This is a genomic window from Arthrobacter sp. AQ5-05 (assembly GCF_003287975.1).
Classification (GTDB): Bacteria; Actinomycetota; Actinomycetes; order Actinomycetales; family Micrococcaceae; genus Paeniglutamicibacter.
Genome location: NZ_QMKQ01000001.1, coordinates 82,526 through 108,210, shown reverse-complemented (window position 1 = coordinate 108,210; position 25,685 = coordinate 82,526). Strand labels below are relative to the sequence as shown.

The following is a 25,685-nucleotide window of genomic DNA, read 5'->3' as shown; positions in this document are numbered from 1 at the left end:
GTGCCGCGTGGCCGCGGGGCGGGCGCCGGGCGGTCCTACCGTTGGGGAGGGGAATCGGGACCGCGGTTCGGCAACGCGCGGCGAAAGGCGGGTGGGCATAAGTCTCATGGGAAGGAAACTGTTCATCAGGCTCGTCTCGGCGGCCCTGGGCCAGCCGGTGCTGGTGGAACTGGAGGCCGCGGAGCCTCTCGGCGGACCGGTGCTGGCCTCTGCCCTGGCCAGGCGCTGGCCACAGCTGCGCTGGTATGCCGGCGGGAGGCCGCTGGAGCAGATCGCGCGGCTGCCCCGCCAGGGGCGGATGCTGCTGTGCGATGTGCCCGCGGCACCTGCGGACCTCGCTCCCCTGAGAGGGCAGGGCGCGGACGGCGGGATCGAGCCTGCGGTGTTGGTGGTGTTGCGGGGGCCGGATCCCGGCGGGACGCTTCCACTGCGCCGCGGCCTGTGGGCCCTGGGCCGAGGTGGGGTCGATTTGCCCATCGGGGACCTGCGGCTCTCGCGCCGCCATGCGCTGGTTCGGGTGACCGAGACCTCCATCGTGCTCAGCGACGAGGGATCGGCAAACGGGGTGTGGTTCGCCCAGACCCCGATCCGGGAGCGGCGCCTGTTGATCGGGGACACCTTCAGCGCGGGAGACAGCAGCTTCGGGGTGCTGCCGCCCGGCGGGCTATCGCCCGTGCCCGCCCGGTGGCCGCTGCCACCGGTGCCGATCGCCGCGGAGGAACCGGGCAGCCGGATGGCGATGATGCTGGTTGGAGCGTTGGCACCGCTGGGACTGGGCGTGGGGCTGTTCCTGATGACGCACAGCGTGTTCTTCCTCGCCTTCTCCGCCATTTCCCTGGTGACCGGCGGGTTGCCGGCGTTGCTGGCGCTTCGTGGGAAGGCCGGCTTCCGGCGTGCCTGGGCCTTGGCCACCGCAGCCGATGCGAAGCGCCGCGAGGACCTGGCCCCGCCGCTGGGCGCGGTGGCGGCCGGACTGGCCGCCGCCGCTTCGGTGGATGACGACGGTTTCCCGGCAATGGTGATCGGTCACGGGCCGCTGGCCGCGTGGTTGTGCACCGCCTCGGGGGCCGAACCTCCGGATCCGCGACCCGGCCGCGGGCATCGGGAGGGCGGACGCGGATTGCGGGGGCGTGCGCGCAGGGCCCCGCGGCACGGGCCCGGGAACAGCAATGGCGCAGCAGGCGATGCGGACGGCGAACCGGCGGTGGATCCCGGCGTCCTGTCCGATTCCCCGGTGCCGCTGGCCCTGAAAACGGGTTCCGCCGTGTGGTTCAAGGGCCCCGAATCGGTGTGGGGCCCGGTGCTGCGCGCGGTGCTGGTGCGCTGGCTTCCGTTGCTCGCATCCGGTTCCCTGCGCGTGGTTGTGCAGGGACCCGCCGGTTTCCTTCCCTCCGAATTCGCGATGCTGCCCGGTGTCCAGGTCAGCGGGGCCAACGCGCCGGTTGCCCCCGATCCGAGGCCAACGATCGTGCTGCTCGCCGGACCCGGCACGCTCCGGGCCGCGGCCGGGGAGTCACCCGGTGCGGCATTCCCCGGTGTACCCGCCCGCATCCACTGCGGAGGTCCGGCCCCCTTGCCCGGGGCAGAGATCCACATCGACTGCTCCGCTGGCCGGATCCTGCTGCAGGCCGCAGGCCGCGAACTGAATCCCTGGCTGCGGCCCGCCCCTCCGGCCGGACCCCGGAAGATCCGGCGCTTTCCCGGCACCCGCACCCGTCCCGGGCGGGACCGGCAGTCCCCGGAGACCGGGGCATCGCCGCACGGCACCCGGGAGCCGTCCCTGCATGTGCTCACCGAAGGCATCGGGTTGCCCGTCCTGGCCCGCGCGGTCTCACACATGCTGCCCTGGGTCGAGGCAGGCCCGGAGGCCGGTGGGGAAAGCGGCACGGGCACCCCGCTCGGTGCCATCATCGGGGACACGGATGCCGGTCCGCTGCGCGTGGAGCTGGATGCCGACGGGCCGCACCTCCTGGTCGCCGGAACCACCGGGTCGGGCAAGTCCGAGCTGCTGCGCACCCTGGTGCTGGGCCTTGCCGCGGAATCGGGGCCCGACGCACTGGCGTTCATGCTCGTGGACTTCAAGGGCGGGGCGACGTTGGCGCCGCTGCGCGGGTTGCCGCACGTGCAGCTGTTCGTCTCCGACCTGGACGCCGCCGAGGGCGAACGGATCCTTGAACTGCTCGGCAACGAGCTGCACCGCCGCGAGGCCTTCCTGGCGGCGCATGCGGCCACCGATCACCGGGACTACCTGCGCTCGCGCGTTCCGGGCGATCCCCCGCTGCCCCGGCTGGTGGTGATCGTCGACGAATTCCGCGTCTTTGCCACCGAGCTGCCCGAGGCCCTGGAGCGGGTCATCCACATCGCCACCGTTGGCCGGTCGTTGGGAATCCACCTGGTGCTCAGCACGCAGCGGCCCGCCGGGACCCTCAGCGCGCCGCTGCGGGCCAACATCGGCTCCGTCATCGCGTTGCGCACCATCGGCGAAGCCGAGTCCAACGACCTGATCGGTTCCTCGGTGGCGGCCCGGCTGGATCCTTCCGCCCCGGGCCTGGCGTATTTCCGGCGCGGGGGCGGCGCACCGCTGGGGTTCCGGGCTCGGGTGAACGCCCGCCCCAGCATTCCGGCCCGGCTGCGGGCCTTCGGGGCCGACCTGGGCGAAACGCTGTTCGCCGAACAATTGCCGCATGCCGGATCCGGGCCGGGATCCGCCGGCACCGGAGTGCCGGATTCCGACGCCTGCCAAGGTTCCGACTCGGAGCTGGCGGCGGTGGTTCAGGGCATCGTGTTCCGGCACCGGGATACCGAGCCCGCGCCAAACCCGTTTTCCGCCGCCCTTCCCCCGGCCCTGCCCGCAATCGGCCGTGCGGTGCTGCGGCAGGTGCCCGGTGGTGCCGGAGCCATCGGGCTGGTTGATCGCCCGAGGCTGCCCCAACCAGGACCATTGGTCTTTGACCCGCGCACCACCGCCCGGCTGATGGTTTGCGGGCTGCCGGCCTCTGGCATCGCGAAGGTCCCCGGCCTCCTGCTGCATGCGGTGAACCGCCATTCCTGGCGTATTCCGACGCTGCTGCTCGACGGCAACGGGACCCACGGCGCGCTGCGCGGACACCCGGCGGTGTGCGGCTATTTCGGTCCCGGCGACTCGTGGCGCATCAACGAGTTGCTCCTGCAGCTGGGTGATCCCGCGTGCGTGGAGCCGATGCTGCTGCTGGTGTGCGGGCTCGGCGGCTGGGCCCGGACCTTGGAGGGAAACGTGTTCATGGGCCTCGAGGCGCAGCTGGCGGCGTTCGCCCGCACCGCACCCGATCTGGGCCGCGCCCTGGTGGTGTGCGGGGACAGGGATTTGGCCGGTTCGCGGGCAGCATCGCTGTGTGAGACCCGCTGGTATTTCCCGCGCGGCGCAGGACCCGAAGTCCTCATGGGGTGGCCCCAGCTGCGCAAGGTTGCCCCGCAGGTGGGCCGGGGTGTGCTGCTGGGGCCCGATGAACCCGAGCACGGTACGGCGTTCCAATTGCTCGACGACGCGGCGAGCCTGCCGCTGCCCGGCGGAGAGGTCCCCGGCACCTGGTTGCGTTCGGTTCCGTTGCCCGAAACCCTGGCCGCTGCCCAGTTGCCGGTGCTGGATCCGGGGTCGGCGGCGGCTCCGGAACTGGCCATCGGGCTCTGCGGTCCGGACAACCGCACCTTTGTGTGGGCTCCGGGCCCCTGCGGGCTGGTCATCGGGCACGAGGGATCGGGCAAGTCCACGTTGTTGAGGCACCTGGCCCTGCTGGGCGATGCGGATATCGGCCACACCGTGCACCTGGGCCTTGGGGACGAGCTGCCGTTGCAGGCCGAGGAATTCATGCAGCGCCACCCGCAGGCGGCGCGGGTGTTGGTGGATCGCGCGGACCTGCGCGCGGCCCGGGCTGCCCGGGCCGTAGAGGTGCTGCTGGGCGCCGGGCTCCAGCTGGTGCTCAGTGCCGAACCCGGTTCACGGCTGCTCTTCGAGTTGGGGCTCTCGGCGGTGGTGCGCGATGCGCGTTCGTTCCTCGTGCTTGATCCGCAGTTCGGTGCGGACGCCGATCCCAGCGGTTTCAGGTTGCCACCGGCCACCGCGAGCGTGCGCGGCCGTGCCATGGTCGTGGACCGGGGAACGATCCGCCAGATCCAATGCGTGAATCGGGTTCCGTGAACCACCCGCCCCCGCGATGGGGGCGGCCGGGAATCAGGGCCGGTTGCCGGCCCCGGGTTCCGCCGTCGGCCGGTCACCCAGGAACGCGGTGGTGCGCGGGTCAAAGAGCAGCACAACGATCAACGCCGCGGGCACCAGCCACAGCCACGCCACCAGTGCGTCGCCGCTCTGGAAGTAGGGGATGGCCAAGATGATCTGGAAAACCTGCCACATCAACGCCGCGGCACGCGTCCAGGCCTGGGCCCGGAAGAAGTGGTGGGCCACCAGCAGCTGCCAGGCGCCGGCCGCAATGATCAGCACCAGCATGAAGATCCGTGCTCCCATGCCCAACACGCCCGGCTGTCCCAGGGATAGGGCATAGGTCAGTGCGTAGGCGAGCACCGCCAGCCCCTCGAGGACCAGAAGCGCCGAAATCAGCAGCACCGAGATCGGGCGGCGTTGGATCGCGGGGCGGTTGGACTGGGGCACTGGCTGGTTCATCACGCCTCAAATCTAGTACGGCCACCACCTGCGAAGCCAAAGCCGAGGCAGGGCCAGCGTGTGACAAAGACCCTGCAACCGGCCAAAAAACACCCTTGTCACGACGGGACAAACCTGTTAGCGGGAGCCCTAAAACGGGTGCTTGTGACCAAGCACTCAAGGAAGCCAAGGTATTTGCAACACGGGACCCTTGTTTACGTGAACGTAACATGAAAACCTTGTTAGGCAGTCGATCGGGTATGGCAATTTTCCCGTCGCACTACTTTTGCCCGGCCTCACGGCCCAGGGCGATCCCCCTCACTTTTCCTACCCCCAAGGAGCATCAACAAGCATGGATTGGCGTAGCCGCGCGGCCTGTCTGGACAAGGACCCGGAACTATTTTTCCCCGTCGGGAACACCGGACCGGCCCTTCTCCAGATTGAAGAAGCCAAGAGTGTCTGCCGACGGTGCCCCGTGGTGGACACGTGTCTGGCATGGGCCATCGAGTCCGGCCAGGATGCCGGGGTCTGGGGCGGAATGAGCGAAGACGAGCGCCGGGCGCTGAAGCGCCGGGCAGCACGGGCCCGTCGAGCCTCCTAGGTCGATTGGTGCTCCACAGCACACCAAGGTGAGGGGTCGGTTCCACTGGAACCGACCCCTCACCTGCATTCAGGCCCCAATGCAGGCCGCACCGGCCAAGCAAGAACCACGTGCCGCCCGTGTGGCACACTCCCCCAAGTCCCCAACCACTGGTTACGATCGATAAGTGACACCGCCACACACCGACCCCCGCCTAGGCACGATCCTCGATGAACGTTATCGGCTCGATGCCCGCATTGCCGACGGCGGCATGTCCACCGTTTACCGAGCCACGGACCTGCGGCTGCACCGCACGGTTGCCGTGAAGGTCTTGCACGCCCACCTGGCCTCTGATCCCGTCATCCTTGAACGCTTCGAGGCCGAGGCGATCATCGCCGCCGGACTGACCCACGACAACATCGTGGGCATCCGCGACCACCACGTCTCGGGGTCCACCGCCTACCTGGTCATGGAATTCGTGCGCGGGCTGAACCTGAGCCAGTCGCTGAAATCCCGCGGCCGCTATACCCCGCGCCAGGCGCTGGTGGTGTTGCAGGCGATCTGCACCGGGCTGTCGGTGGCGCACGAGGAAGGCATCGTGCACCGCGACATGAAGCCAGCCAACGTGCTGATTTCCGACGAGGGGCGCATCAAGGTCGCCGACTTCGGGCTGGCCCGGGCCGCCACCGCGCACACCAATGCCACCAACTTCCTCGGCACCGCCGCCTACATCTCCCCCGAGCTGGCCAAGGGCGAACCGGCCGACGAACGCAGCGACATCTACGCCGTGGGCATCATCGCCTACGAGCTGCTCACCGGCCGCCAGCCCTTCACCTCGGACAGCGCGTACGGGCTGGCGTTCATGCACATCAACGACGACGTCCCGCCGCCCTCGGCATTCGTGCCCGGGCTTTCGGGCGAACTCGACGAGCTCGTCGCATACTGCACCAACAAGGACCCCGAGGACCGGCCGCAGAACGCCTCGTTCCTGCTCAGCGACCTGCGGCAGATCCACGACTCGCTGTCCTCCGCGCAGCTGGACCTGGGTTCCGAGACCCTCGGCGGGCTCAAGGACCTGATCCCCCCGGCGACCTCTGCGCACACCTCGGTGCACGAGGCCCTTGCCCAGGCCCAGGAGTACCGCGATTCCGCCGCGGCCGGGCGGGCCGCCAACGGCGCCGAGCCGACGATGGCACTTCCGGCCGCCGCCGGGGGTGCCGAGGGCCCCACGTCCGAGGACGCCACCCGTGCGCTGGGCGTTGCCGGGGACCAGACCACCATCTTGGGCGGCGCCGGGCACACCCGGGCCTTCGACGAGACCTGGGACCACGCCCAGGCCGGGCCGCCACACACCCGGGAGCCGGAGCCCAGGGAGCAGCGCCCGGTGTCCGCCCGGCAGGCCAGGAAGAACGCCAAGGCCGCGGCGATCGCGTGGAAGAAAGATGCGCAGATCCCAACGCACCAGCTGGCACCCCGTACCCCGGCGCGCCGCAAGTGGCTCATCGGGATCCTTTTGGTGCTGCTGGCCTCGATCGTTGCCGCGGTGTCCCTGTTTTTCGGCATGGGCCCAGGCGCACCCTTCCAGATCCCCACGTTGCAGGGCGCCTCCGCCAGCCAGACGGTCGACCAGCTGGCGGCCACCGGGGTCAAGGCAGCCACCCGCGAGGTATTCGACGACAAGCTTGAGCGTGGCCTCGTGGTTGGAAGTGAACCCGCCGCCGGGGAAACGATCCGTCGATTTCAAGGCCTGACGTTGATGGTGTCCAAGGGCCCCGAACTCTTCGCCGCCCCGAACCTGACCGGCCGCAAGCAGGCCGATGCCGAGGCGGATTTGAAGTCCGCTTTCCTGGCCGCGGGCAAGGTCACGCAGAAGTACTCCGAGGAGGTTGCCAAGGGCGTGGTGCTCAAGCAGGATCCGGCCTCCGGGGAGAAGCTGCGCCGCGGCAGCAAGGTCGCGCTGGTTGTTTCGCGCGGGCCGGCACCGGTGGACGTCCCCACCCTGGCCGGGATGACGCCGAAGGCGGCCGATGCCGTGCTGGAGAAGGCCGGGCTGAAGGGCAAGAACGCCGGCAAGGAATACAGCACCACGGTGGGCGCCGGGCAGATCCTGTCGCAGAAGCCCTCCGGCGGGCAGCTCGAGCGCGGCTCGACCGTCGAATACGTCGTCTCCCGCGGTCCGCGGATGATCCAGGTGCCCGACATGCAGGGGCGCCAGCTGGCCCAGGCACGTCAGGAACTTGAGGCGCTGGGCTTCAAGGTCGAGGTCGAGGAGTTCCTCGGCGGGTTCTTCGGGACAGTGCGTTCCCAGTCCCCTGCCGGCGGCAGCGCTCCGGAGGGTTCGACCATCAAGCTCGTGGTGGTCTAGGGCAGCTGGCCCGGGGTGCGGTCCCCATCGCGCTGGGTCCCGGGCTGCCGGAGGTTTCGGCGATCCACCAATACACCGATGGCCGGGTTCCGCTCCCCCCAAGGGGGGAAGGAACCCGGCCATCGTGCATGGGCCGTAGGTGGCGTTAGCCGCGCCGACCGCGCTTGGCCAGCGCACCGGAGACCAGGAAGGCCATTTCCAGGGACTGCTTGTGGTTCAGGCGCGGGTCGCAGACCGACTCGTAGAGGTCGTCGAACTGCTCCTGGCGGATCGGGTCGGCGCCGCCGAGGCACTCGGCCACGTCGTCGCCGGTCATCTCCACGTGCAGGCCGCCCGGGAAGGTGCCCAGCGAATCGTGGACCTCGAAGAAGCCGCGGACCTCGTCCATGACGTCGTCGAAGCGGCGGGTCTTGTAGCCGTTTTCCGACGTGACGGTGTTCCCGTGCATCGGGTCGGTGACCCACAGGACCTGGGCGCCGGAGGCGGTGACCTTCTCGACCAGGTTCGGCAGCTTCTCACGGATGTTGGCCGCACCCATGCGGGTGATGAAGGTCAGGCGGCCCGGCTCGCGGTTCGGGTCCAGCTTCTCGATGAGCGCCAGCGCGTCCTCGGGGGTGGTGGTCGGGCCGAGCTTGACGCCGATCGGGTTGCGCACCCGGGAGAGGAAGTCGACGTGCGCGCCGTCCAGCTGGCGGGTGCGCTCACCGATCCACAGGAAGTGGCCACTGGTGTCGTAGGGCTGGGAGGTGCGGGAGTCGGTGCGGGTCAGCGCGCGCTCGTAGTCCAGCAGCAGGGCCTCGTGGGAGGCGAAGAACTCGGTGCGCTTCAGGGCCTCGAAATCGGCGCCGCAGGCGTCCATGAACTTCACCGCGCGGTCGATCTCCCCGGCGAGCTGCTCATAGGCGGTGTGCGCCGGGTTCGCCATGAAGCCGGCGTTCCAGGAGTGCACCGAGCGCAGGTCCGCGAAGCCGCCCTGCGTGAAGGCGCGAATCAAGTTCAGCGTGGCGGAGGAGGTGTTGTAGGCCTCGACCATGCGGCGCGGGTCGTGCGCGCGGGATTCGGGGGTGAATTCATAGCCGTTGACGATGTCGCCGCGGAAGGCCGGCAGCGTGACCCCGTCGCGGGTCTCGTCGTTGGAGGATCGAGGCTTGGCGAACTGGCCCGCCATGCGTCCCATCTTGATGACCGGCATCGAGGCGCCGTAGGTCAGCACGACGGCCATCTGCAAGATGGTCTTCACGCGGGCGGAGATCTTGTCGGCGGTGGCGCCGTCGAAGGTCTCGGCGCAATCGCCGCCCTGGAGCAGGAAGGCCTTGCCCTGGGCCGCGGCAGCCAGGCGATCGCGCAGGATGTCCACCTCGCCGGCAAAGACCAGCGGCGGGCGGGAACCGAGTTCGCGGACGGACTCGGCATAGTGCGGGCTCTCGCTCCACGTCGGCTGCTGGGCGATGGGCAGGGTGCGCCAGATGTCCAGTGCGGGGTCGGCTGCGGGGCCGGCCGGGGATTGTCCGGGCAATGAGGAAGTCGAAGATAGCTGAGTCACCCCTCTAGGGTAAACCGCCCCGGGGCCCGGCGGGCATTTTGCGCGTAACCGTCCGACTCGGAGCGTTCACAGTGCCGCGCACCGGCAACAGCCGCTACTTCTTCTTGCCATTCCCGCGGCGCTCTGCATCCAGCTTGGCCTTCACCGTGGCCGCGTAGGTGTCCACGTATTCCTGCCCGGACAGGCGCATGATCGCGTACATGATCTCGTCCACCACCGAGCGCTGCACGAAGCGGTCCTCGCTCATCCCGGCGTAGCGCGAGAAGTCCAGCGGCTCGCCGATGATCATGCCCACGCGGCGGATGGTCGGCACCCGCTTGCCGATGGGCTGGACCTTGTCGGTGCCGATCATCGCGATCGGGATCACCGGGACCCCGGCCTCCAGTGCCAGCTTCGCGACCCCCAGCTTGCCGCGGTAGAGCCGGCCGTCGGGGCTGCGGGTGCCCTCGGGGTAGATGCCCAGCAGGGATCCGTCGAGAAGCGCCTGGGCTCCGGCACCCAGCGAGTTCGCGCTGGCGGCCCCGCCAGAGCGGTCCATCGGGATCTGGTTGATCATGCGGAAGAACCAGGCGGTGATCCGGCCCTTGGGTCCCTTGCCGGTGAAATAGTCCATCTTCGCCAGGAAGATCACCGTGCGGTCCACGGCCACGGGCAGGAAGATCGAGTCCGATACCGAGAGGTGGTTGCTGGCCAGGATCGCGCCTCCCTCGGCCGGGATGTTCTCCAGCCCCTTGACCCAGGGGCGGAAAATCACGTTCACCAGCGGCCCGACGATGAACCTCTTCATGAATTGGTAGAACATTTCCGTGGGTGCCTTCCGGGCCGAGGTGCGGGGGTGCGGGTGGGTGCGCGGTGTTCCCTCCGGAGCCCGCGCGCCCAGGGCCAGCGGACCTGGCGGGGAATGCCGGGTTCTCAGTTAGGCTCTAACTGTAGGCAAAACAACGCCATCGGTCACACTCGGCACGACGCACGCACCGGGTGCAGCTCCGCGGCGAACCTCCGATTCCCACCCAGGAGCACGCACCAGATGCCAGAGACACCAGGGTCTGCCGGCCCCAATGCACCGTTCCACCACGACGGGTCGAACGGTGAGGCGGTGTTGGTGCTGCACGGGTTCACGGCCGGGCCCGCCGGGCTGCTGCCGTGGGCCCGGGCCCTGGCCGGGGCCGGCTACACCGTGGAGGTGCCGCTGCTGCCCGGGCACGGGACCAGCTGGCAGGATCTGGCCGGCACGAAGTACACGCAGATCCTCGACGCGGTGCACCAGGGGTACGCGGCGCTGGCCGCCACGCATTCGCGGGTCTTCGTTGCGGGCCTGTCGATGGGAGGTGCGCTGGCGCTGAACCTGGCCTCGACCCACGCGGTGGCCGGTCTTGCCCTGGTGAACCCGGGGCTGACCATCGCCTCCCCGCTGGCCCCGTTCACCGGGGCGTTGCGCTTCGTGGTGCCAAGCGTCGCGGCCATCGCCAACGACATCGCCAAGCCCGGCGGCAATGAGCACGCCTACGACCGCACCCCGGTGGCCGGGGTGCACGAGCTGCGCAAGCTTTTCAAGGACACCGCCGCGCGGCTGGGGTCCATCACCGCGCCGGTGGTCGTGTTCCGCTCGGACACCGACCACGTGGTGCCCGATTCCAGCCTCGCGGTGCTGCGCGCCGGACTCAAGGACGGTGTCCACCTTGAGGTGAAACGGTTGACGCGCAGCTACCACGTGGCCACGCTTGACTATGAGGCGGAAGAGATTTTCGCCCGCTCCATCGAGTTCTTTCAGGAAGTGGACACCAGCAGGCCATGACCAACCCGTTTCACGAGCCGGCCGAATCCGGCGATTCCGATGACGCAGTCTGGGAGGACCTGGTCCGCCGCTTGGAGGCGGACCGCGCCACGGCCCCGGATGCCACCGATGCGCCCCCGGGCGGCTCGCCCGGGCCCGGGGCCGCCGGGCCCGCGCTGCCCGGAGCCGACACCCCGCGGGGTGTGGACCCGCAACTGTTCCGGATGCACCCGGCCCTCACCGGGCCGCGGGACTACGAGACGTCCGATGACGATGACGAGGGCGCATTCGTCCCCGAGGTTCCCCCGGCGCTGGGATCGGGCAACCCGCTGGTGAACCTGGCCTGGATCTGCGCCGCGGGGGCCCCGATGGCGTTGTTGCTGCTGGCCATTTTCTGGCGCCGGGCGCCGATGCCGCTGTGGATCGGGCTGGTGGTCGTCGCCGTTGCCGCCGCGGTGTTCCTCTTCGCCAGGTTGCCGCGGCACCGCCAGGACGACGACGACGGGGCGCGCGTCTAGCGCAGGCTTCCCCGGACCCCGCGACGGTTCCCGCACCGGCGCGGGCATCCATGGGCCTCGCGGCGGGTTTGTTGCGAAGCCGGGCAAAAACCCGTAAGTTACTAGTGAGTAAACAATGTGACCCGAACCACTAAGATGGGTGGTGAGGGGATCGATGGGGGGTTGGCTGGCTCGCACTGCCCCGCCCCGGAACCGAAGGAGCGCAAAATGCAGGAACTAGTAGTCCCTCCGCTGGTGGAGAACACTCCGCAGACCAACATCACCGACCTGCTCCTGCGCCACGCCCGCTCCGCGGCCGACCCGGCGCTGCTGGCCAAGCCCGGCCCGAACGGCACCTGGATCGACATCCCCGCCTCCGAATTCGCCGCCGACGCCGCGGCCCTGGCCAAGGGCTTCATCGCCTCCGGCATCGAGCAGGGGGCCAGCATCGGGCTGATGGCCCGCACCCGCTACGAATGGACGCTGGTCGACTTTGCCATCTGGTTCGCCGGCTGCGTCACGGTCCCGGTCTACGAGACCTCCTCCCCCGGCCAGGTCGCCTGGATCCTGGGCGACTCGCACACGGTTGCCGCCGTCGTCGAGGCCCCGCACCACGAGAACGTCGTGCGCCAGGCGGCCCACCAGGAAGGGCTCGACGAGCTGAAGCACGTCTGGCAGATCGACGGCAACGGGCTGGACGCGCTGCGCGCGGCGGGCAAGGACGTGGACGATGCGGTGCTCGAGCAACGCCGGAGTTCAGCCGGCCTGGATTCGCTGGCCACCATCATCTACACCTCCGGGACCACCGGGCGGCCCAAGGGCTGCGAGCTGACCCACTCGAACTTCGTGGAACTGAGCGACAATGCCGCCGCCGCGCTGCCCGAATGCGTCTACCCGGGCGCCGCCACCATCATGTTCCTGCCGCTGGCCCACGTCTTCGCCCGCTACATCTCGGTGCTTTCCGTGGCCGCCGGCGTGCGCGTCGCCCACACCCCGGATGTGAAGAACCTCATGGGCGACCTGCAGTCGTTCCAGCCGAACTTCATTCTGGCCGTGCCGCGCGTGTTCGAGAAGGTCTACAACTCCTCGATGCTCAAGGCCGAGGACGGGGGCAAGGGCAAGATCTTCCATGCCGGCGCCGACACCGCCATCGCCTTCTCCCGTGCCGAGCAGGACGGCAAGGTCCCGCTGGGACTCAAGCTCAAGCACAAGCTCTTCGACGTGCTGCTCTACTCCAAGATCCGCGCCGCGATGGGCGGGAAGGTCGTGCACGCCGTCTCCGGCGGAGCCCCGCTGGGCGAGCGCCTGGGGCACTTCTTCCACGGGATCGGCCTGACGGTGCTGGAGGGATACGGCCTGACCGAGACCACCGCACCGATCACCGTGAACACCCCCAGCCAGCTGAAGATCGGCACCGTGGGGCGCCCACTGCCGGGCAACGGCGTGAGGATCGCCGCGGACGGGGAGATCCTGGCCAAGGGCTTCTGCGTGATGCGCGGCTACCACAACCGCCCGGATTTGACCGACGAGACCTTCGTCGACGGCTGGTTCCGCACCGGGGACATCGGCGAGCTGGATGCCGACGGATTCCTGAAGATCACCGGGCGCAAGAAGGAAATCATCGTCACCGCCAGCGGCAAGAACGTGATCCCCGCACAGCTCGAGGACCAGATCCGCGCCGACGCACTGGTCTCCCAGTGCGTGGTGGTCGGCGATGCCCGCCCGTTCATCGCCGCGCTCATCACCCTGGACGCGGAGGCGCTTCCGGGCTGGCTGGAACGCCACCAGCTGCCCGCCGGCACCACCGTCGCGCAGGCCGCGGAACTGCCGCAGGTCCGCGATGCCATCGCCGCGCTGGTGGAGAAGGCCAACACCGCGGTCTCGCGGGCCGAGGCGATCAAGGAGTTCCGCATCGTGCCCACTGACTTCACCGAGGAATCGGGGCACCTGACCCCGTCGATGAAGATCAAGCGCGCCCAGGTGCTCAAGGACTACGACTCGGTGCTCGAGGAGATCTACTCGGCCGCCAGGCCGCGCGCCTAGCACCTTCGCCGGCAGCAACAACAAGGCGCCGTGGGGCGGACACCTGCCGGTGTCCACCCCACGGCGCCTTCGCGTTCACCGGCCCGGGCCCCCGCTTTCTAGAGCGGGTCCGATGCCCGCGCCGGGACGCCCAGGCCCAGTAGCGCGTTTTCCACGACCTCGCTCAGAGCCGGGTGGATCCAGAACTGCCCGCGAGCCATGGTGGCCACGTCCAGCCCGGTCGCCATGGCCTGAATCAGCGGCTGGATCAGCAGCGAGGCCTCGTGCCCCATGATGTGCGCGCCGAGCAGCAGGCCGGTCTCCTTGTGGGCCAGCAGCTTCACGATGCCCTCGGAATCCTCCATGGCCCAGCCGTAGGCGGTTGACCCGTAGGGCTGGATGACCGAGAGCACCGCATCGGCGCCGTATTCGGCCCGCGCCTGGGCCTCGGTGGCGCCGACGTAGGCGATCTGCGGGTTGCTGAACACCGCTGCCGGCACGAAGCGGCGGTCCATTCTCCGCATCGCATCGGGGTTTTCCAGGTTGTGGATCACCACGCGCGCCTCGCGGTTGGCCACGTGCTTGAGCTGCTCGGGGTTTGCCGCGTCCCCGATCCCGAAGAGCCCTGGCACCGGTTTCCCGGAAGCCAGGATGCGCTGGTACCCATCGACCAGCAGGGAGCCGTCCGCGCGCCTGTCGAACCCGAGGGCCCCCGCGCCCAGGGCGTCGGTGTTGGGCGTGCGCCCGGTGGCCACCAGCACGGTGTCGGCCTCCAGGTGGAGCGGTTCGCCGTCTCGTTCGAATTGCAGGTGCAGGGTGGTCCCCTGCTTTTCGATGCCGCGCAGCACCGCATCCAGCTCGACTCCCCAACGTTTTGCCGCGGCAGTGGTGAAGGCCGCCGAGATGTCGGCATCCTGCTGTCGCATCAGTGCGCTGGACCGGTTGACCTGGACGACATCGCTGCCCAGCGCGGAGAAGACTGCCGCGAATTCGCTGGCGATGTAGCCGCCGCCCAGGATCACCAGGCGCTTGGGCAGCGCCTCGATGCGCATGATGGTGTCCGAGGTGTGCACCCCGGGCAGGTCGATGCCCTCGACCTGCGGCAGCACTGCGCGTGAGCCGGTGGCGATCACGATCTTCTCGGCGGTGATGGCTTGGCCGCCTTCGGTGCGCAGCTCATTCGGAGAGACGAAGCTGACGTGCTCGGTGTACAGCGTGACGTTCTCCAGCTCGTGGGCGCGGTAGTTCTTCCCGGCCTCGGAGATCGCATCAATGCGCCCGAAGATCCGCTCCCGCATGGCCTCCCAGTTGGCCTTCTCGAACGTCATCGAGATGCCCAGGGCCTCCGCCTCGGCGACGGACGCTGCGAGCTGGGCAGGGTAGACGAACATCTTGGTGGGGATGCAGCCGACGTTCAGGCAGGTTCCGCCGAAGATGCCGGCGTCGATGATCGCCACTTTCTTGTCGTCCCAGTATTCGGTGATCAGCGAGTTTCCGGATCCCGATCCGATGATTGCAAGGTCGTAATGTGCCATGGGGTGTCTAGTGCTCCTGAAGGATGGTGGATAGTTCGTCGACCAGCTGGTCCACGGCGTGCCGTGCGGCCCGCCGTGGTGCGCGGCCCGAGGTGCCTGGCAGGCTCAACGCCGCGTCGAAGGGCAGCAGCACCAGGGGCCTGGACAGGTCGGCGGGAAGTTGGAGTGCCGAACCGTCGGCCGAACCGAGGTTCACGACGAAGACGGTGCGTCCGGGCAGCTGGGGCCGGTTGTTGGCTTCGAGCCAGCGCAGTTTCCCGCCCAGGGCAGCGGTGGCTTCCGGGTCTGCCGGGGCCACGAGCACCAGCGCATCGGTGTCGGTGAGCATCCCGCAGAACGCGGCACGGGTGAGCCCGGGGCCCGTGGCCCGGATCTGCCAGCCCTTGGCCCGGGCCCTGCCTTCCAGTGCTGCGCCCACGGTCTTGGCACCGGAGTGCGCGACCAGGGAGACCAGCGTGATGACCTTGTGGTCGCGGGAGGCGGGCCCCGGATCGACCCGCGGCGCCGAAGCCTGGTCCCGGGGCTTGCCTGCCTCCGGGGCGGTGCCGTCGCCGGCAGCGGTTTCATCCTCCGGTCGTTCTTCGGATTCCGCCTCCGGTTCGGGGGCGACGGCGGGCGGCGTGGATCCCGCGTTTGTTGGCGCAACGTCGAAGGGCCCGTCGGGCGCGGGCGCGGCGGCCGTTGGTTCTTCGCCCGCAGGTTCGTCGACCGGGGCCTGGCTGGTGGGGGCCGGAGCCGGGATATCGGTGGTGCCTTCGGCGGATGACGCCGCGTCGGGGTCCGTTGCGACGCCGACCGGGGCCCGGGGGCCCGGCTCCACGACCGGAGATGGCGCCATGGGGCGCGCATGCGTGGTGGCAGCAGCGTCGTGCGCGGGCACATCCGCATCGGCGGCCACGGGTCCGGCCTCCGGGGCAACCCGCCCGGCCCGCCGCGCGAGCCATCGTGCAATGAGACCTGTCCGCTTGCCGGCCATCGGGCCCACTCCTTACCAGCGGCTCCCCTGGCTCGGTTTGCCGCCACATGTTTCCTGCCCCTGGTGCATCCACTGGCAGTTCGCACCATAACACGCGAACGGGGATGGACCTCGCCGCACCCCCGGTGTCGGGGTGCGGCGGGTCCATCCCCGTGCGCATCAGATGCCCTGCCGGCCCGCTGGTGCGGGCCGGCGAGCGGCAGCTAGGCCGTCTCGATGACCAACAGCAGGTCCCCGCCCTGGACCTGGGAGGTGCCCGAGATCGCCAGGCGGGCCACGGTGCCGGCCACCGTGGAGGTGATTCCGGCTTCCATCTTCATGGCCTCGATGGTGGCGACCGTGCCGCCGACCTCGATCCGGTCGCCCACGGCGACCTGCGGGGTCACCGCACCGGCGAACGGCGCGGCAACGTGGTTCGGGTTCGCCGCATCGGCCTTCTCGGCGACGACCACGGTGGACTCCACCGAGTTGTCGCGCACCAGCAGCTGGCGCGGCTGGCCGTTGAGCAGCACCGTGACGGTGCGCATGCCCTTCTCGTCGGACTCGGAGATCGACTGCAGGATCACCAGCAGGCGCACGCCCTTGCCCAGCGAAACCACGTGTTCGCGGCCCTTGACCAGCCCGTAGAGGTAGTCGCGGGTGTGCAGCGTGGAGACGTCGCCGTAGTTTTCGACGGTCGCCTCGTAGTCGCGGGTCGGGCCGGCGAAGAGCAGGCGGTTGAGCGTGGCGCGGCGGGTGTCCGAATCCTTGTTCAGCGCGGCCGAGTCCTCGGCCGAGAGCTCCTCGACGTGCGGGCGCACGACGCGGCCCTCGAGGGCCTTGGAACGGAACGGCTCGGGCCAGCCGCCCGGGGGGTTGCCGAGCTCGCCGGAGAGGAACTGGATGACGGAGTCCGGGATGTCGAAGGACTTCGGGTCCTTTGCGAACTCGTCGGGGTCCACGCCCATGCCCACCAACTGGAGGGCGAGGTCGCCGACCACCTTCGAGGACGGGGTGACCTTCACCAGGCGGCCCAGGATGCGGTTGGCCGCGGTGTACATGTCCTCGATGGCCTCGAAGCGCTCGCCCAGGCCCAGCGCGATGGCCTGCTGGCGCAGGTTCGACAGCTGGCCCCCGGGGATCTCGTGGCGGTAGACCCGTCCCGTCGGAGCGGCAAGCCCGGACTCGAACGGCGCATACATCGAACGCACCGATTCCCAGTACGGTTCCAGGGAGGCCGCGGCCTCCAGGGAGATGCCGGTGTCGCGCTCGGTGTTCTCCAGCGCGGCGATCAACGCAGAGCTGGAGGGCTGGGAGGTGGTCCCGGCCATCGATGCCGCGGCAACGTCCACCGCGTCGACACCTGCGTTGATGGCCGCCATGAGCGTGGCCATCTGGCCACCGGCGGTGTCGTGGGTGTGCAGGTGCACCGGCAGGTCAAAGCGCTCGCGCAGCGCGGTGACCAGCTTGGCGGCGGCGGCGGGGCGCAGCAGCCCGGCCATGTCCTTGATGGCAAGGATGTGGGCGCCTGCATCAACGATTTCCTGGGCCAGGTTCAGGTAGTAGTCGAGGGTGTACAGGTCCTCGTTCGGGTCCAGCAGGTTGCCGGTGTAGCACAGGGCCACCTCGGCGACCGCGGTGCCGGTGGCGCGGACCGCCTTGATTGCCGGGGCCATCTGCGAGACGTCGTTCAGCGCATCGAAGATGCGGAAGATGTCGATGCCGGTGGCGGCTGCTTCCTTCACGAATGCGTCGGTGACCTCGGTCGGGTACGGGGTGTAGCCCACGGTGTTGCGTCCGCGCAGCAGCATCTGCAGCGGGATGTTCGGCAGCTCGGCGCGCAGCAACGCCAGGCGCTTCCACGGGTCCTCGCCCAGGAAGCGCAGCGACACGTCGTACGTCGCCCCGCCCCAGACCTCCATGGAGAACAGCTGCGGGAGCACGTGTGCGTAGGCCGGGGCCGCGGCCAGCAGGTCGCGGGTGCGTACCCGGGTGGCGAGCAGCGACTGGTGGGCGTCGCGGAAGGTGGTGTCGGTGACCGCCACCGCGGTCTCCGCGCGCAGTGCCTTGGCGAAGCCTTCCGGACCGAGTTCCAGCAGGCGCTGGCGCCAGCCGTCGGCCGGGGCCTGGTCCGAGGGACCGTCAAACGGGCTGCGCTCCGGCTCCGAGGCCTTGTCCCCCGGGAAGGAGGGCAGCTTCTTGCGCGGGTCGATGCCTTCGACGCGTTCCCCGTTGGGCTGGTTGACGGTGACCTCGGCCAGGAACGACAGCGCCTTGGTGCCGCGGTCTTGGGACTTCCGCCCGGCCAGCAGCTCGGGGTGCTTGTCGATGAAGTCCGTGGCGACCTCCCCGGCCAGGAATGCCGGGTCGTCGAGCACGTTCTGCAGGAACGGGATGTTGGTGGTGACCCCGCGGACACGGAACTCGGCCAACGCGCGCCGCAGGCGGGCCGCGGCCGTGGCGAAATCGCGACCGCGGCAGGTGAGCTTGACCAGCATCGAGTCGAAGTGCGGGGAGACCTCGGCACCGGTGTAGATGGTGCCGCCGTCCAGGCGCACCCCGGAGCCGCCGGCCGAGCGGTACACCGTGATGGTGCCGACGTCCGGGCGGAACCCGTTGGCCGGGTCCTCGGTGGTGATGCGCGACTGCATGGCGACGCCGCGGATCTTCAACTCGTCCTGGCGGATGCCCAGGTCTTCAAGGGTCGCACCGGCGGCAATGCGCATCTGCGCCTGCACCAGGTCGACATCGGTGATTTCCTCGGTGACCGTGTGCTCGACCTGGATGCGCGGGTTCATCTCGATGAACACGTGCTGTCCGGCGCGCTCGCCTTCCGTGTCCACAAGGAACTCCACGGTGCCGGCGTTCTGGTAGTTCAGTGCCTTGGCGAACTTGACCGCGTCCTTGTAGAGCGCCTGGCGGATGCCCTCGTCCAGATTCGGCGCCGGGGCGATCTCGATGACCTTCTGGTGGCGGCGCTGCAACGAGCAGTCCCGCTCAAAGAGATGCACGACGTTTCCGTGCTCATCGGCGAGGATCTGCACCTCGATGTGGCGCGGACGCAGCACGGCCTGCTCGACGAACATCGTGTCATCGCCAAAGGCGCTTGCGGCTTCGCGCATCGCTGCGGAGAGCGATTCGGCGAGTTGGTCGCGGGTGTCTACGCGGCGCATGCCGCGGCCGCCTCCGCCTGCCACTGCCTTGACGAAGACCGGGAAACCGATCTTGTCCGCTTCTGCGGTGAGGTACTCGACGTCGGAGCTGGGCTCCGAGGATTTCAGTACGGGGATGCCCGCTGCACGGGCGGCCCGCAAGGCCTCCACCTTGTTTCCCGCCAATTCAAGGATCTCGGCCGCCGGGCCAATGAACTTGATGCCCGCTTCCGCCGCTGCGCGCGAGAGGTCGGGGTTTTCGGCCAGGAACCCGTAACCGGGGTAAATAGCGTCCGCGCCGGCTTCCTTGGCGACACGGATGACTTCGGCAACATCCAGGTATGCACGGACCGGATGTCCCTCCTGGCCGATCTGGTACGCCTCGTCTGACTTCTGGCGATGGATCGAGTTGCGGTCCTCGTACGGGTAAACGGCGACGGTCTTCGCGCCCAGCTCATAGCCGGCACGGAAGGCGCGAATTGCGATCTCGCCGCGGTTGGCTACCAAGATCTTCTTAAACATGGCGCTCCTGCGAAATGATAATGGGGGTGAAAACGCACACGGTTCTGGATCTGAACCGGTGCCTCGTAGCGGGTGTCTGCCTAAGTGCTGGCGTCCCAAAATCACACCCTACCGTGATCGGCCACACGTGCGGCAAAAGATTGCGCCGGGCACGAAACAGTGGTGTCAATCGGTCGTTTTGACCCGTGGCGGCAAAGGAAGCAGAACCCGATTATGATGTTATGGGAACCAATCGTTACATCGCGAGCAACTAACAGTAGAAAAGGGCGTGGTCCGTTCCGTGCAGGTAGTGAGCATTAGCAGCCTTAAAGGTGGCGTAGGCAAGACCTCCGTTACATTGGGGCTCGCTTCGGCCGCCCTCGCAGCTGGTATCCCCACACTCGTCATCGATCTGGACCCCCATGCCGATGCCAGCACCGGCCTGGGCGTGCGTGCCGATGGCAAGATGACCATCGGGCGGATGCTCAAGGCCTCGCGCAAGGCAAGTTTGTCCGACAACATCGTCTCCAGCTCCTGGCAGGCCAAGGCCGTCTCCAAGCGTTCGCTGACCCGGGTTCCTGTGCTCGATGTGGCCGTGGGCGATGCCTACACCGGCATCTACGACCGTCCCGACCTGCGCGCCCGCGACCTGCGCCGATTGACGCAACTGCTGGGCAAGACCTCCGGCTACTCCTTGGTCCTCATCGATTGCCCGCCCTCGCTCAACGGCTTGACCCGGATGGCGTGGAGCGCGAGCGACCGCATCCTACTCGTTGCGGAGCCTTCGCTGTTCTCTGTCGCGGGAACCGAACGCACGCAGCGTGCCCTGGAAATGTTCCGCAAGGAGTATGCCCCGGACCTCGGGCGCATCGACGTGGTGGCCAACCGCGTGCGCAAGGATTCGGACGAGCACCGCTTCCGGTTGACCGAGATGCGTTCCATGTTCGGCGCCTCCGTGTTGAGCCCCGAACTTCCGGAGTTTGCGGACTGGCAGCAGATCCAGGGAGCTGCGTACTCCGTGCACCAATGGCCGGGACAGCCGGCCCAGAGGACCGCGGGACTCTTTGACGAGTTGCTGCGCAACATCACCGACACCGCAGCAAAGCCCGGGCGCGCATAGCCCAGGCAGGTTTTTCCTCCGGTTCAGCCGCCGAAACACGAAAACCGCTCCATGAGCCACCGGCAGTGCCGGGGCGGACATGGGGCGGTTTCTTGTTGGCGGGTCGTCATGTTCCGGCCGGTCCGATCGACCGTGAAAAGATTGCAGGCCAGCGGCCTCCGGTTGGCGCCCAAGGGGACGCTTCGGTGGCTTCCGGCCTGCGTTCGTGGATTCGCGGGTGCTCGGTCCTAGCTGGCCGAACGCTTTGCGGCCCGACGCTGGGCCAGCTCATCGTCCGGGAAGTCCGAGGCGCGCTCGCTGGGCAGCTGCGACAGAGATCCCTCAACCTCACGCCACACGCGCCCCACGGCGATCCCGAACACTCCCTGGCCGCCCTGTACCAGATCAATGACTTCATCTGCCGAGGTGCACTCGTACACGGAGGCACCGTCGCTCATCAACGTGATCTGGGCCAGATCCTCGACACCGTGCTCGCGCAGGTGTCCGACAGCGGTCCGGATCTGCTGCAGCGAGACGCCGGTGTCCAGGAGACGCTTGACCACCTTGAGGACCAGGATGTCCCGGAAGCCGTAAAGGCGTTGGGTGCCCGAGCCGCTGGCCCCGCGCACGGCAGGTTCCACCAGACCGGTGCGTGCCCAGTAGTCGAGCTGGCGGTAGGTGATGCCTGCGGCCTTGCAGACGATGGGGCCCCTGTACCCGGCGTCTTCGTCGAGGACCGGCAGGTCCTCGGTGAACAGGAGCCCCTGGGTATTGTGGTGAGACGCGGCATGCCTCAGGGGCGTCGCGTGTTGGTCGTCCGTGGGATTCATTGGAATCTCCTTGCTCAAGCATCCCCGTGAGGGAAGGAGGGCTGCCGGGGCGTCGAGCGACTTCGTTGCGAGTGAAACCGAAAACCGACCGTGGCATACCTTGGGAAACTTATGCTTCGACGGTACGACTACATTGGGGCTGCGTCAAAGACCTTCAAGCTTTACTTGAGGCGTGTCGCGGACGGTCGTCTATTTATCGAAATCTTCGGGCTCGACCTCGTTGAGGAATTCACGGAATTCCCGCACCTGGTCTTCTTCTCCCTCGGCGACCTCGGAATCGTCGGAAACCATCACGGAGGCCTCGTCAAGTACCCGCTCGTCGCACAGGATCGGGCATTGCGCGCGCAGCGCCAGCGCGATGGCGTCCGAGGACCGCGCGTCGACGCGGACGTCGTCGGCAAAGACCAACTCAGCGGTGAACACCGCGTTGAGGACGGAGACGATTTCCACGCGCACCAGGGGCGCGTGGAGCGCCTGCAAGGTGGAAATCATCAGGTCGTGGGTCAGCGGCCGGGGCGGGATGATCCCTTGCTGGAACATCGCAATGGCCGAGGCCTCCGGGGCACCGATCCAGATCGGCAGATGGCGCTGGGTATTGGCTTCCTTGAGCAGGACAAGCGGCTGGTTGGAGGGAAGTTCAATGCGAACTCCCACAACTTCAAGTTCATGCATGGTTCGCTCCTTACTCGGGCGGCTGCAAGCTGCAGCTGCCGTGACCGACCTAATGATCCAGTTTGGCAATCGCCCCGTTGACGAGCGCACCGTGCAACGCCATGCAGGCATCGCTGATTTCGCGGGCGGTCTCGGCGGCACGCGCACGGGATGCCACATCGCCCCGGCTCATGTGCGGCGCCACGACCCGTTCGACCAGGCCGACCTCGCGGTCGGCGGCCGCACGGAAGGCACGCAAGTGGCGTGGTTCGATGCCGTGCGCCGCCAGTGCCGCAGAGGCCGCGGCGATCCTTTGAGCGTGCTCATCGAAGCGGTCGTTCTCAGGCACGATCATGCCAAAGGCCAGCAGGTCATCGACCAATTCGGTGCTGGCGCCGCACAGGCCCTGCAATTCGGCCTTGGTCACCGGCCGGGTGCGGGCCACCAGGTCCTGGGTCATCTGTTCGCTGATGCTGCGCGGAGCCAGCGTGTGGCCACCGGGCAGCTGGTCGGGGCGTTCACCCCGGTCAACGGCGTCCAGGTAGTCCTTGATGACCTTCAGCGGCAGGTACTGGTCCCGCTGCAGGCCCAGGATGAAGCGCAGTCGACCCACGTCGTCGGGCAGGTATTTGCGGTACCCCGCCGAGGTCCGTTGCGGGGTCAGCAGACCCTTTTCCTCGAGAAAGCGGATTTTCGACGCAGTCACCTGCGGGAATTCATCATGAAGCTCCGACAGCACCTCACCGATATTGAGTGCGACGGCGCGTTGGCCGTCGCCGGCCACTACTGCCAGTCGCGGGTTTCGGGCTGCCTGATTCACTACGTTGTCCTGCTTAGTCGCGGGCGTTGGCCGGGTTGTTGGGCAGCGAGTTGTAGAAGGTCAGACGGAACTTGCCGATCTGCACTTCCGAGCCGTTGGCCAAGCGCACCGAGTCGACCCGGTCGTTGTTGACGTAGGTCCCGTTCAGCGAACCGCTGTCAACGACGCTGAACCCGTCGGCGTCGCGAATGAACTGGGCATGCTTGCGCGAGACCGTGACGTCGTCGAGGAACACGGCGGCGTCCGGGTGGCGTCCCGCCTGTGTCACGTCCTGGTCCAGGAGGAAGCGTGCGCCCTGGTTTGGTCCGGAGTGTGCGATCAGCAACGCGGAACCGTGCGGCAGTGCGGAAACGGCTGCGCGCTCTTCGGGGCTCAGGCCATAGAAAACGACAGGTTCATGCGTCACCGGCGGCAAGGCAATTCCCGTGGTTTCGGTTGACGTCTCTTGCTGCTGGTTAGGCACCTGAGCTTCAGCCATTTCCGGTCCTCCCAAAATTCTTTCTCGTAATTCCCTTTAGACGCTGTCCCACCCCAAATTGGGGCAATCGTCCCATCACCAGATTAGCCTACTAGCCGCCAATGGGTTTTCGAGAATAACGTCGCAGTAATTCTCTACGGTTGCGCGTTCGGCATGGGAGGATGCACTTATGGCTGATTCCGAGAACCAAGCTCCGTCCCCGATGACGGACACGCGAAAATCCGACCCGAAGCCCCGGTGGGGCCTCCGTATTGGACTCGGTGCCGCAGCGCTGGTGTTGCTGGCAATTGTCTACTTGGTTGTGCGCCTATTCCTGCCCGTTTGGTGGGCCACCCGAATTGGAAATCAAATGCAGGGCTCGATCACCAGCGGGATCCTCCTCGGTCTTATCTACGGCTTTGTATTCACCTTCGTTCCGTTGCTCATTGTGTGGCAGGCCCGGTACAAGAAAGTGTCGTGGCCCTGGAAAGCCTTGATCGTGCTTGTGGCCGTCCTGGTGGCGATACCGAACCTGCTGACCCTGAGCATCTACGCAAATTCCTCCAGCTCGGCTGCCAAGGCCAGGACCATGATCGACACCAGCGCCACTTGGTTCCCGTCGTGGAGCATTGGCGGGGCGATTGCCGGTTTGGTGCTGTTCGTGGGAATTGCCGCGTTCTGGCAACTGTGGCACTCTCGCGGCAAGAAGATGAAGGCCATGAAATCCGACATCAAGGCGCGGGGCACCGCTCAGGCGACAGCGTCGAACCCCGAGTTGCCGAAGACGCCGGATCGCCCGGCTCCGATCTCCGAAGCGGGCCAGGGCGACGCCCAGCTTCCCCCAATGGCACCTGGCGAGAGCCCCGGCGGCTCCAACGCGTCCAGTTAGCCACCACGGCCCCAAGCAACACCCCAGGGCGTCCCGCCGGGCCACTCCCCCGCCGACGACAGGGAGTCGCATGTGGCGGGGCGCCTTTTCCTGCCCTCGTGGCGTCTCATCCACAGGCTGACCTGACCAGGTGGCGGCGAAATCCCGCACGACCTTGCCGCAGAAGCCGCCGGCCTTTTGATGTGCTCGCCACTGCCTGCCAAAAGACGCAGCCGGCCCGTATGCACGGCAGGTCGCGGATGCAGCGCACCGGCCCGGCACGCAGTACCGCCCCGCCAATGCTCGCGCCCACCGTGACATCGCTGGGGCCGCGGTGGGGTAGCCCGGCTCAACCGCGCGGCGGTTCCTGACGGCGCTCCACGCGGCGCTGATCGGCGAGGTGCGCCTCGCGGAGAGCGGGCAATGCACGCGGGATGGTTCGCGGGCCCGGATCAACGACAGCAACCCAGCCATGGTGCCCATGGAGCGGGTGCGGGAGGAACACGTCGGCTTCGCTAAAATCGACCGGCACAACCGGCCAGGACCCGGGCGCGTGTCCGATCAGATCCGCGAACAGCGCCGGTCGCACGTGGATGCTCAGGTGCCATCGACCGGGCGCGTCGAGGCGCAAGCCGGTGTCATCCGGGTGGTTCTTGGTGACGATCGTGGCGGACGGCTGCCTGTTGCCCGGGACTTCCGCATCCGGGGCGTAGCAGACGAAGCGGTCGCCCCAGGGAATCGGGGGATGTTCGCTGCCCGCCCGTGGAGCGAATTCCAGCACCCCGCCGGAGCTCCCGGCCGCTGTGGGAACTTGTTCCAAAGTCATGGTTGGAGTGTGGCCCCGAGGCACCTGCGGAGGGTTCCAATCACGGTGGAAGGGCCAGGACCACGCCCCAGGCCCAGGCGGCCAGCGGGCTGGCCGCAACCATCGCTGTTTCGTTCAACAGGTTCAAGACTTCCAAGGACTTGGTGCCATTGCCCGTGCCGTCCGGCAGTGCGAGCCGTGCGAGCGATCTGCGGTGCCGCCACGGATGGGTGCTGCATCGGGCTCCTAGCCAGCCTGCGAACGATTGCCGCACAATCCGAGGTCCTGCCCTGCGGCGGTCTTGGCGGGCCGAGGCAAACCGTTCCGTGCGCTGCCGCCCTTCACCAAGAGCGGAACCCTTCACCCCCCGGGTGAACTCGGCTGGGGTGTTGTGTGGGTGCGGGCAGTCCGGGCATGCGAATCAGAGACCCGCGGCAACGAATGGAATCCGGAAAGTGCCCCGGGACATGGAAAAACCCCGGCAGTTCAACGCTACTTCGTTGATCTGCCGGGGTTCTAACCGGTCGGGCTAGCGGGATTCGAACCCACGGCCTCCTGACCCCCAGTCAGGCGCGCTACCAAGCTGCGCCATAGCCCG

At 68.1% G+C, this 25,685-nt stretch carries 19 protein-coding genes and 1 tRNA gene; 8 read left to right on the top strand and 12 right to left on the bottom strand.

The window, feature by feature from the left end; genetic code table 11:
* Positions 1-106 precede the first annotated feature (106 nt).
* Entirely contained in the window at positions 107-4,174 is a 4,068-nt protein-coding gene (locus DQ353_RS00575) for an FtsK/SpoIIIE domain-containing protein (protein WP_113760865.1), read from the top strand.
* A 33-nt stretch (positions 4,175-4,207) separates the two neighbouring features.
* On the opposite strand, the gene DQ353_RS00570 is transcribed toward DQ353_RS00575, so the two are convergent.
* Positions 4,208-4,657: a hypothetical protein gene (locus DQ353_RS00570; RefSeq protein ID WP_146755166.1), complete on the bottom strand. Its 450-nt coding sequence runs from the start codon at positions 4,655-4,657 to the stop codon at positions 4,208-4,210.
* A 328-nt stretch (positions 4,658-4,985) separates the two neighbouring features.
* Between DQ353_RS00570 and DQ353_RS00565 the strand changes: the two genes are divergently transcribed.
* Both DQ353_RS00565 and DQ353_RS00560 read left to right on the top strand, forming a co-directional pair.
* Positions 4,986-5,234 carry a WhiB family transcriptional regulator gene (locus DQ353_RS00565; RefSeq protein ID WP_007271814.1) on the top strand — a complete coding sequence of 83 codons (249 nt, stop codon included), beginning with the start codon at positions 4,986-4,988 and terminating at the stop codon, positions 5,232-5,234.
* 166 nt (positions 5,235-5,400) lie between these two features.
* Entirely contained in the window at positions 5,401-7,578 is a 2,178-nt protein-coding gene (locus DQ353_RS00560; RefSeq protein ID WP_146755165.1) for a Stk1 family PASTA domain-containing Ser/Thr kinase, read from the top strand.
* A gap of 145 nt (positions 7,579-7,723) precedes the next feature.
* Here DQ353_RS00560 and DQ353_RS00555 read toward each other — a convergent pair whose 3' ends face one another.
* Both DQ353_RS00555 and DQ353_RS00550 read right to left on the bottom strand, forming a co-directional pair.
* Positions 7,724-9,121 (bottom strand): class II 3-deoxy-7-phosphoheptulonate synthase, encoded by a 1,398-nt coding sequence (locus DQ353_RS00555; RefSeq protein ID WP_113760862.1) that lies wholly within the window; start codon positions 9,119-9,121, stop codon positions 7,724-7,726.
* Between the two features lie 94 nt (positions 9,122-9,215).
* The gene (locus tag DQ353_RS00550; protein ID WP_113760861.1) at positions 9,216-9,923 is read right to left on the bottom strand and encodes a lysophospholipid acyltransferase family protein; all 708 of its coding nucleotides are present in this window, start codon (positions 9,921-9,923) and stop codon (positions 9,216-9,218) included.
* Between the two features lie 225 nt (positions 9,924-10,148).
* On the opposite strand from DQ353_RS00550, the gene DQ353_RS00545 reads away from it, so the two are divergent.
* From DQ353_RS00545 to DQ353_RS00535, 3 genes are all read left to right on the top strand, one after another.
* Complete coding sequence (locus DQ353_RS00545) at positions 10,149-10,916, top strand: alpha/beta hydrolase (RefSeq protein WP_113760860.1); 768 nt, start codon at positions 10,149-10,151, stop codon at positions 10,914-10,916.
* Positions 10,913-11,413: a hypothetical protein gene (locus DQ353_RS00540; protein ID WP_113760859.1), complete on the top strand. Its 501-nt coding sequence runs from the start codon at positions 10,913-10,915 to the stop codon at positions 11,411-11,413. Before DQ353_RS00545 ends, DQ353_RS00540 begins: the two co-directional genes overlap by 4 nt.
* A gap of 207 nt (positions 11,414-11,620) precedes the next feature.
* Positions 11,621-13,435, top strand: a complete 1,815-nt coding sequence (locus DQ353_RS00535) for an AMP-dependent synthetase/ligase (protein ID WP_113760858.1) — start codon at positions 11,621-11,623, stop codon at positions 13,433-13,435.
* Positions 13,436-13,533: 98 nt separating this feature from the next.
* On the opposite strand, the gene DQ353_RS00530 is transcribed toward DQ353_RS00535, so the two are convergent.
* The 3 genes from DQ353_RS00530 to DQ353_RS00520 form a co-directional block, all read right to left on the bottom strand.
* Positions 13,534-14,949, bottom strand: coding sequence for a mycothione reductase (locus DQ353_RS00530; RefSeq protein WP_113760857.1), 1,416 nt, complete (start codon positions 14,947-14,949; stop codon positions 13,534-13,536).
* A gap of 7 nt (positions 14,950-14,956) precedes the next feature.
* A complete protein-coding gene (locus DQ353_RS00525) occupies positions 14,957-15,925 on the bottom strand; it encodes a hypothetical protein (protein WP_113760856.1) in 969 nt (322 codons plus the stop codon).
* A 203-nt stretch (positions 15,926-16,128) separates the two neighbouring features.
* Positions 16,129-19,578, bottom strand: a complete 3,450-nt coding sequence (locus tag DQ353_RS00520) for a pyruvate carboxylase (RefSeq protein ID WP_113760855.1) — start codon at positions 19,576-19,578, stop codon at positions 16,129-16,131.
* Between the two features lie 280 nt (positions 19,579-19,858).
* On the opposite strand from DQ353_RS00520, the gene DQ353_RS00515 reads away from it, so the two are divergent.
* The gene (locus DQ353_RS00515) at positions 19,859-20,677 is read left to right on the top strand and encodes a ParA family protein (protein ID WP_113761216.1); all 819 of its coding nucleotides are present in this window, start codon (positions 19,859-19,861) and stop codon (positions 20,675-20,677) included.
* A 227-nt stretch (positions 20,678-20,904) separates the two neighbouring features.
* Here DQ353_RS00515 and DQ353_RS00510 read toward each other — a convergent pair whose 3' ends face one another.
* The 4 genes from DQ353_RS00510 to DQ353_RS00495 all read right to left on the bottom strand — a co-directional run bounded on the left by DQ353_RS00510 (position 20,905) and on the right by DQ353_RS00495 (position 23,435).
* Complete coding sequence (locus DQ353_RS00510; protein WP_113760854.1) at positions 20,905-21,486, bottom strand: MerR family transcriptional regulator; 582 nt, start codon at positions 21,484-21,486, stop codon at positions 20,905-20,907.
* Between the two features lie 189 nt (positions 21,487-21,675).
* Positions 21,676-22,158, bottom strand: a complete 483-nt coding sequence (locus DQ353_RS00505) for a bifunctional nuclease family protein (protein WP_113760853.1) — start codon at positions 22,156-22,158, stop codon at positions 21,676-21,678.
* Positions 22,159-22,207: 49 nt separating this feature from the next.
* The gene (gene ftsR / locus DQ353_RS00500; RefSeq protein ID WP_245348637.1) at positions 22,208-22,930 is read right to left on the bottom strand and encodes a transcriptional regulator FtsR; all 723 of its coding nucleotides are present in this window, start codon (positions 22,928-22,930) and stop codon (positions 22,208-22,210) included.
* 40 nt (positions 22,931-22,970) lie between these two features.
* Positions 22,971-23,435 carry an FHA domain-containing protein gene (locus DQ353_RS00495; RefSeq protein WP_113760851.1) on the bottom strand — a complete coding sequence of 155 codons (465 nt, stop codon included), beginning with the start codon at positions 23,433-23,435 and terminating at the stop codon, positions 22,971-22,973.
* Positions 23,436-23,604: 169 nt separating this feature from the next.
* On the opposite strand from DQ353_RS00495, the gene DQ353_RS00490 reads away from it, so the two are divergent.
* Positions 23,605-24,303: a hypothetical protein gene (locus DQ353_RS00490; protein WP_113760850.1), complete on the top strand. Its 699-nt coding sequence runs from the start codon at positions 23,605-23,607 to the stop codon at positions 24,301-24,303.
* 328 nt (positions 24,304-24,631) lie between these two features.
* On the opposite strand, the gene DQ353_RS00485 is transcribed toward DQ353_RS00490, so the two are convergent.
* Entirely contained in the window at positions 24,632-25,108 is a 477-nt protein-coding gene (locus DQ353_RS00485) for a DUF6194 family protein (protein ID WP_113760849.1), read from the bottom strand.
* Positions 25,109-25,611: 503 nt separating this feature from the next.
* Positions 25,612-25,685 (bottom strand) — tRNA-Pro (locus DQ353_RS00480).

Bases quoted from the DNA above. Each gene is read 5' to 3' on its own strand.
- DQ353_RS00575 (WP_113760865.1), top strand. From the start codon at position 107: ATGGGAAGGAAACTGTTCATCAGGCTCGTCTCGGCGGCCCTGGGCCAG.
- DQ353_RS00565 (WP_007271814.1), top strand. From the start codon at position 4,986: ATGGATTGGCGTAGCCGCGCGGCCTGTCTGGACAAGGACCCGGAACTA.
- DQ353_RS00550 (WP_113760861.1), bottom strand. From the start codon at position 9,923: ATGTTCTACCAATTCATGAAGAGGTTCATCGTCGGGCCGCTGGTGAAC.
- DQ353_RS00545 (WP_113760860.1), top strand. From the start codon at position 10,149: ATGCCAGAGACACCAGGGTCTGCCGGCCCCAATGCACCGTTCCACCAC.
- DQ353_RS00540 (WP_113760859.1), top strand. From the start codon at position 10,913: ATGACCAACCCGTTTCACGAGCCGGCCGAATCCGGCGATTCCGATGAC.
- DQ353_RS00535 (WP_113760858.1), top strand. From the start codon at position 11,621: ATGCAGGAACTAGTAGTCCCTCCGCTGGTGGAGAACACTCCGCAGACC.
- DQ353_RS00530 (WP_113760857.1), bottom strand. From the start codon at position 14,949: ATGGCACATTACGACCTTGCAATCATCGGATCGGGATCCGGAAACTCG.
- DQ353_RS00525 (WP_113760856.1), bottom strand. From the start codon at position 15,925: ATGGCCGGCAAGCGGACAGGTCTCATTGCACGATGGCTCGCGCGGCGG.
- DQ353_RS00520 (WP_113760855.1), bottom strand. From the start codon at position 19,578: ATGTTTAAGAAGATCTTGGTAGCCAACCGCGGCGAGATCGCAATTCGC.
- DQ353_RS00510 (WP_113760854.1), bottom strand. From the start codon at position 21,486: ATGAATCCCACGGACGACCAACACGCGACGCCCCTGAGGCATGCCGCG.
- DQ353_RS00505 (WP_113760853.1), bottom strand. From the start codon at position 22,158: ATGCATGAACTTGAAGTTGTGGGAGTTCGCATTGAACTTCCCTCCAAC.
- DQ353_RS00495 (WP_113760851.1), bottom strand. From the start codon at position 23,435: ATGGCTGAAGCTCAGGTGCCTAACCAGCAGCAAGAGACGTCAACCGAA.
- DQ353_RS00490 (WP_113760850.1), top strand. From the start codon at position 23,605: ATGGCTGATTCCGAGAACCAAGCTCCGTCCCCGATGACGGACACGCGA.
- DQ353_RS00485 (WP_113760849.1), bottom strand. From the start codon at position 25,108: ATGACTTTGGAACAAGTTCCCACAGCGGCCGGGAGCTCCGGCGGGGTG.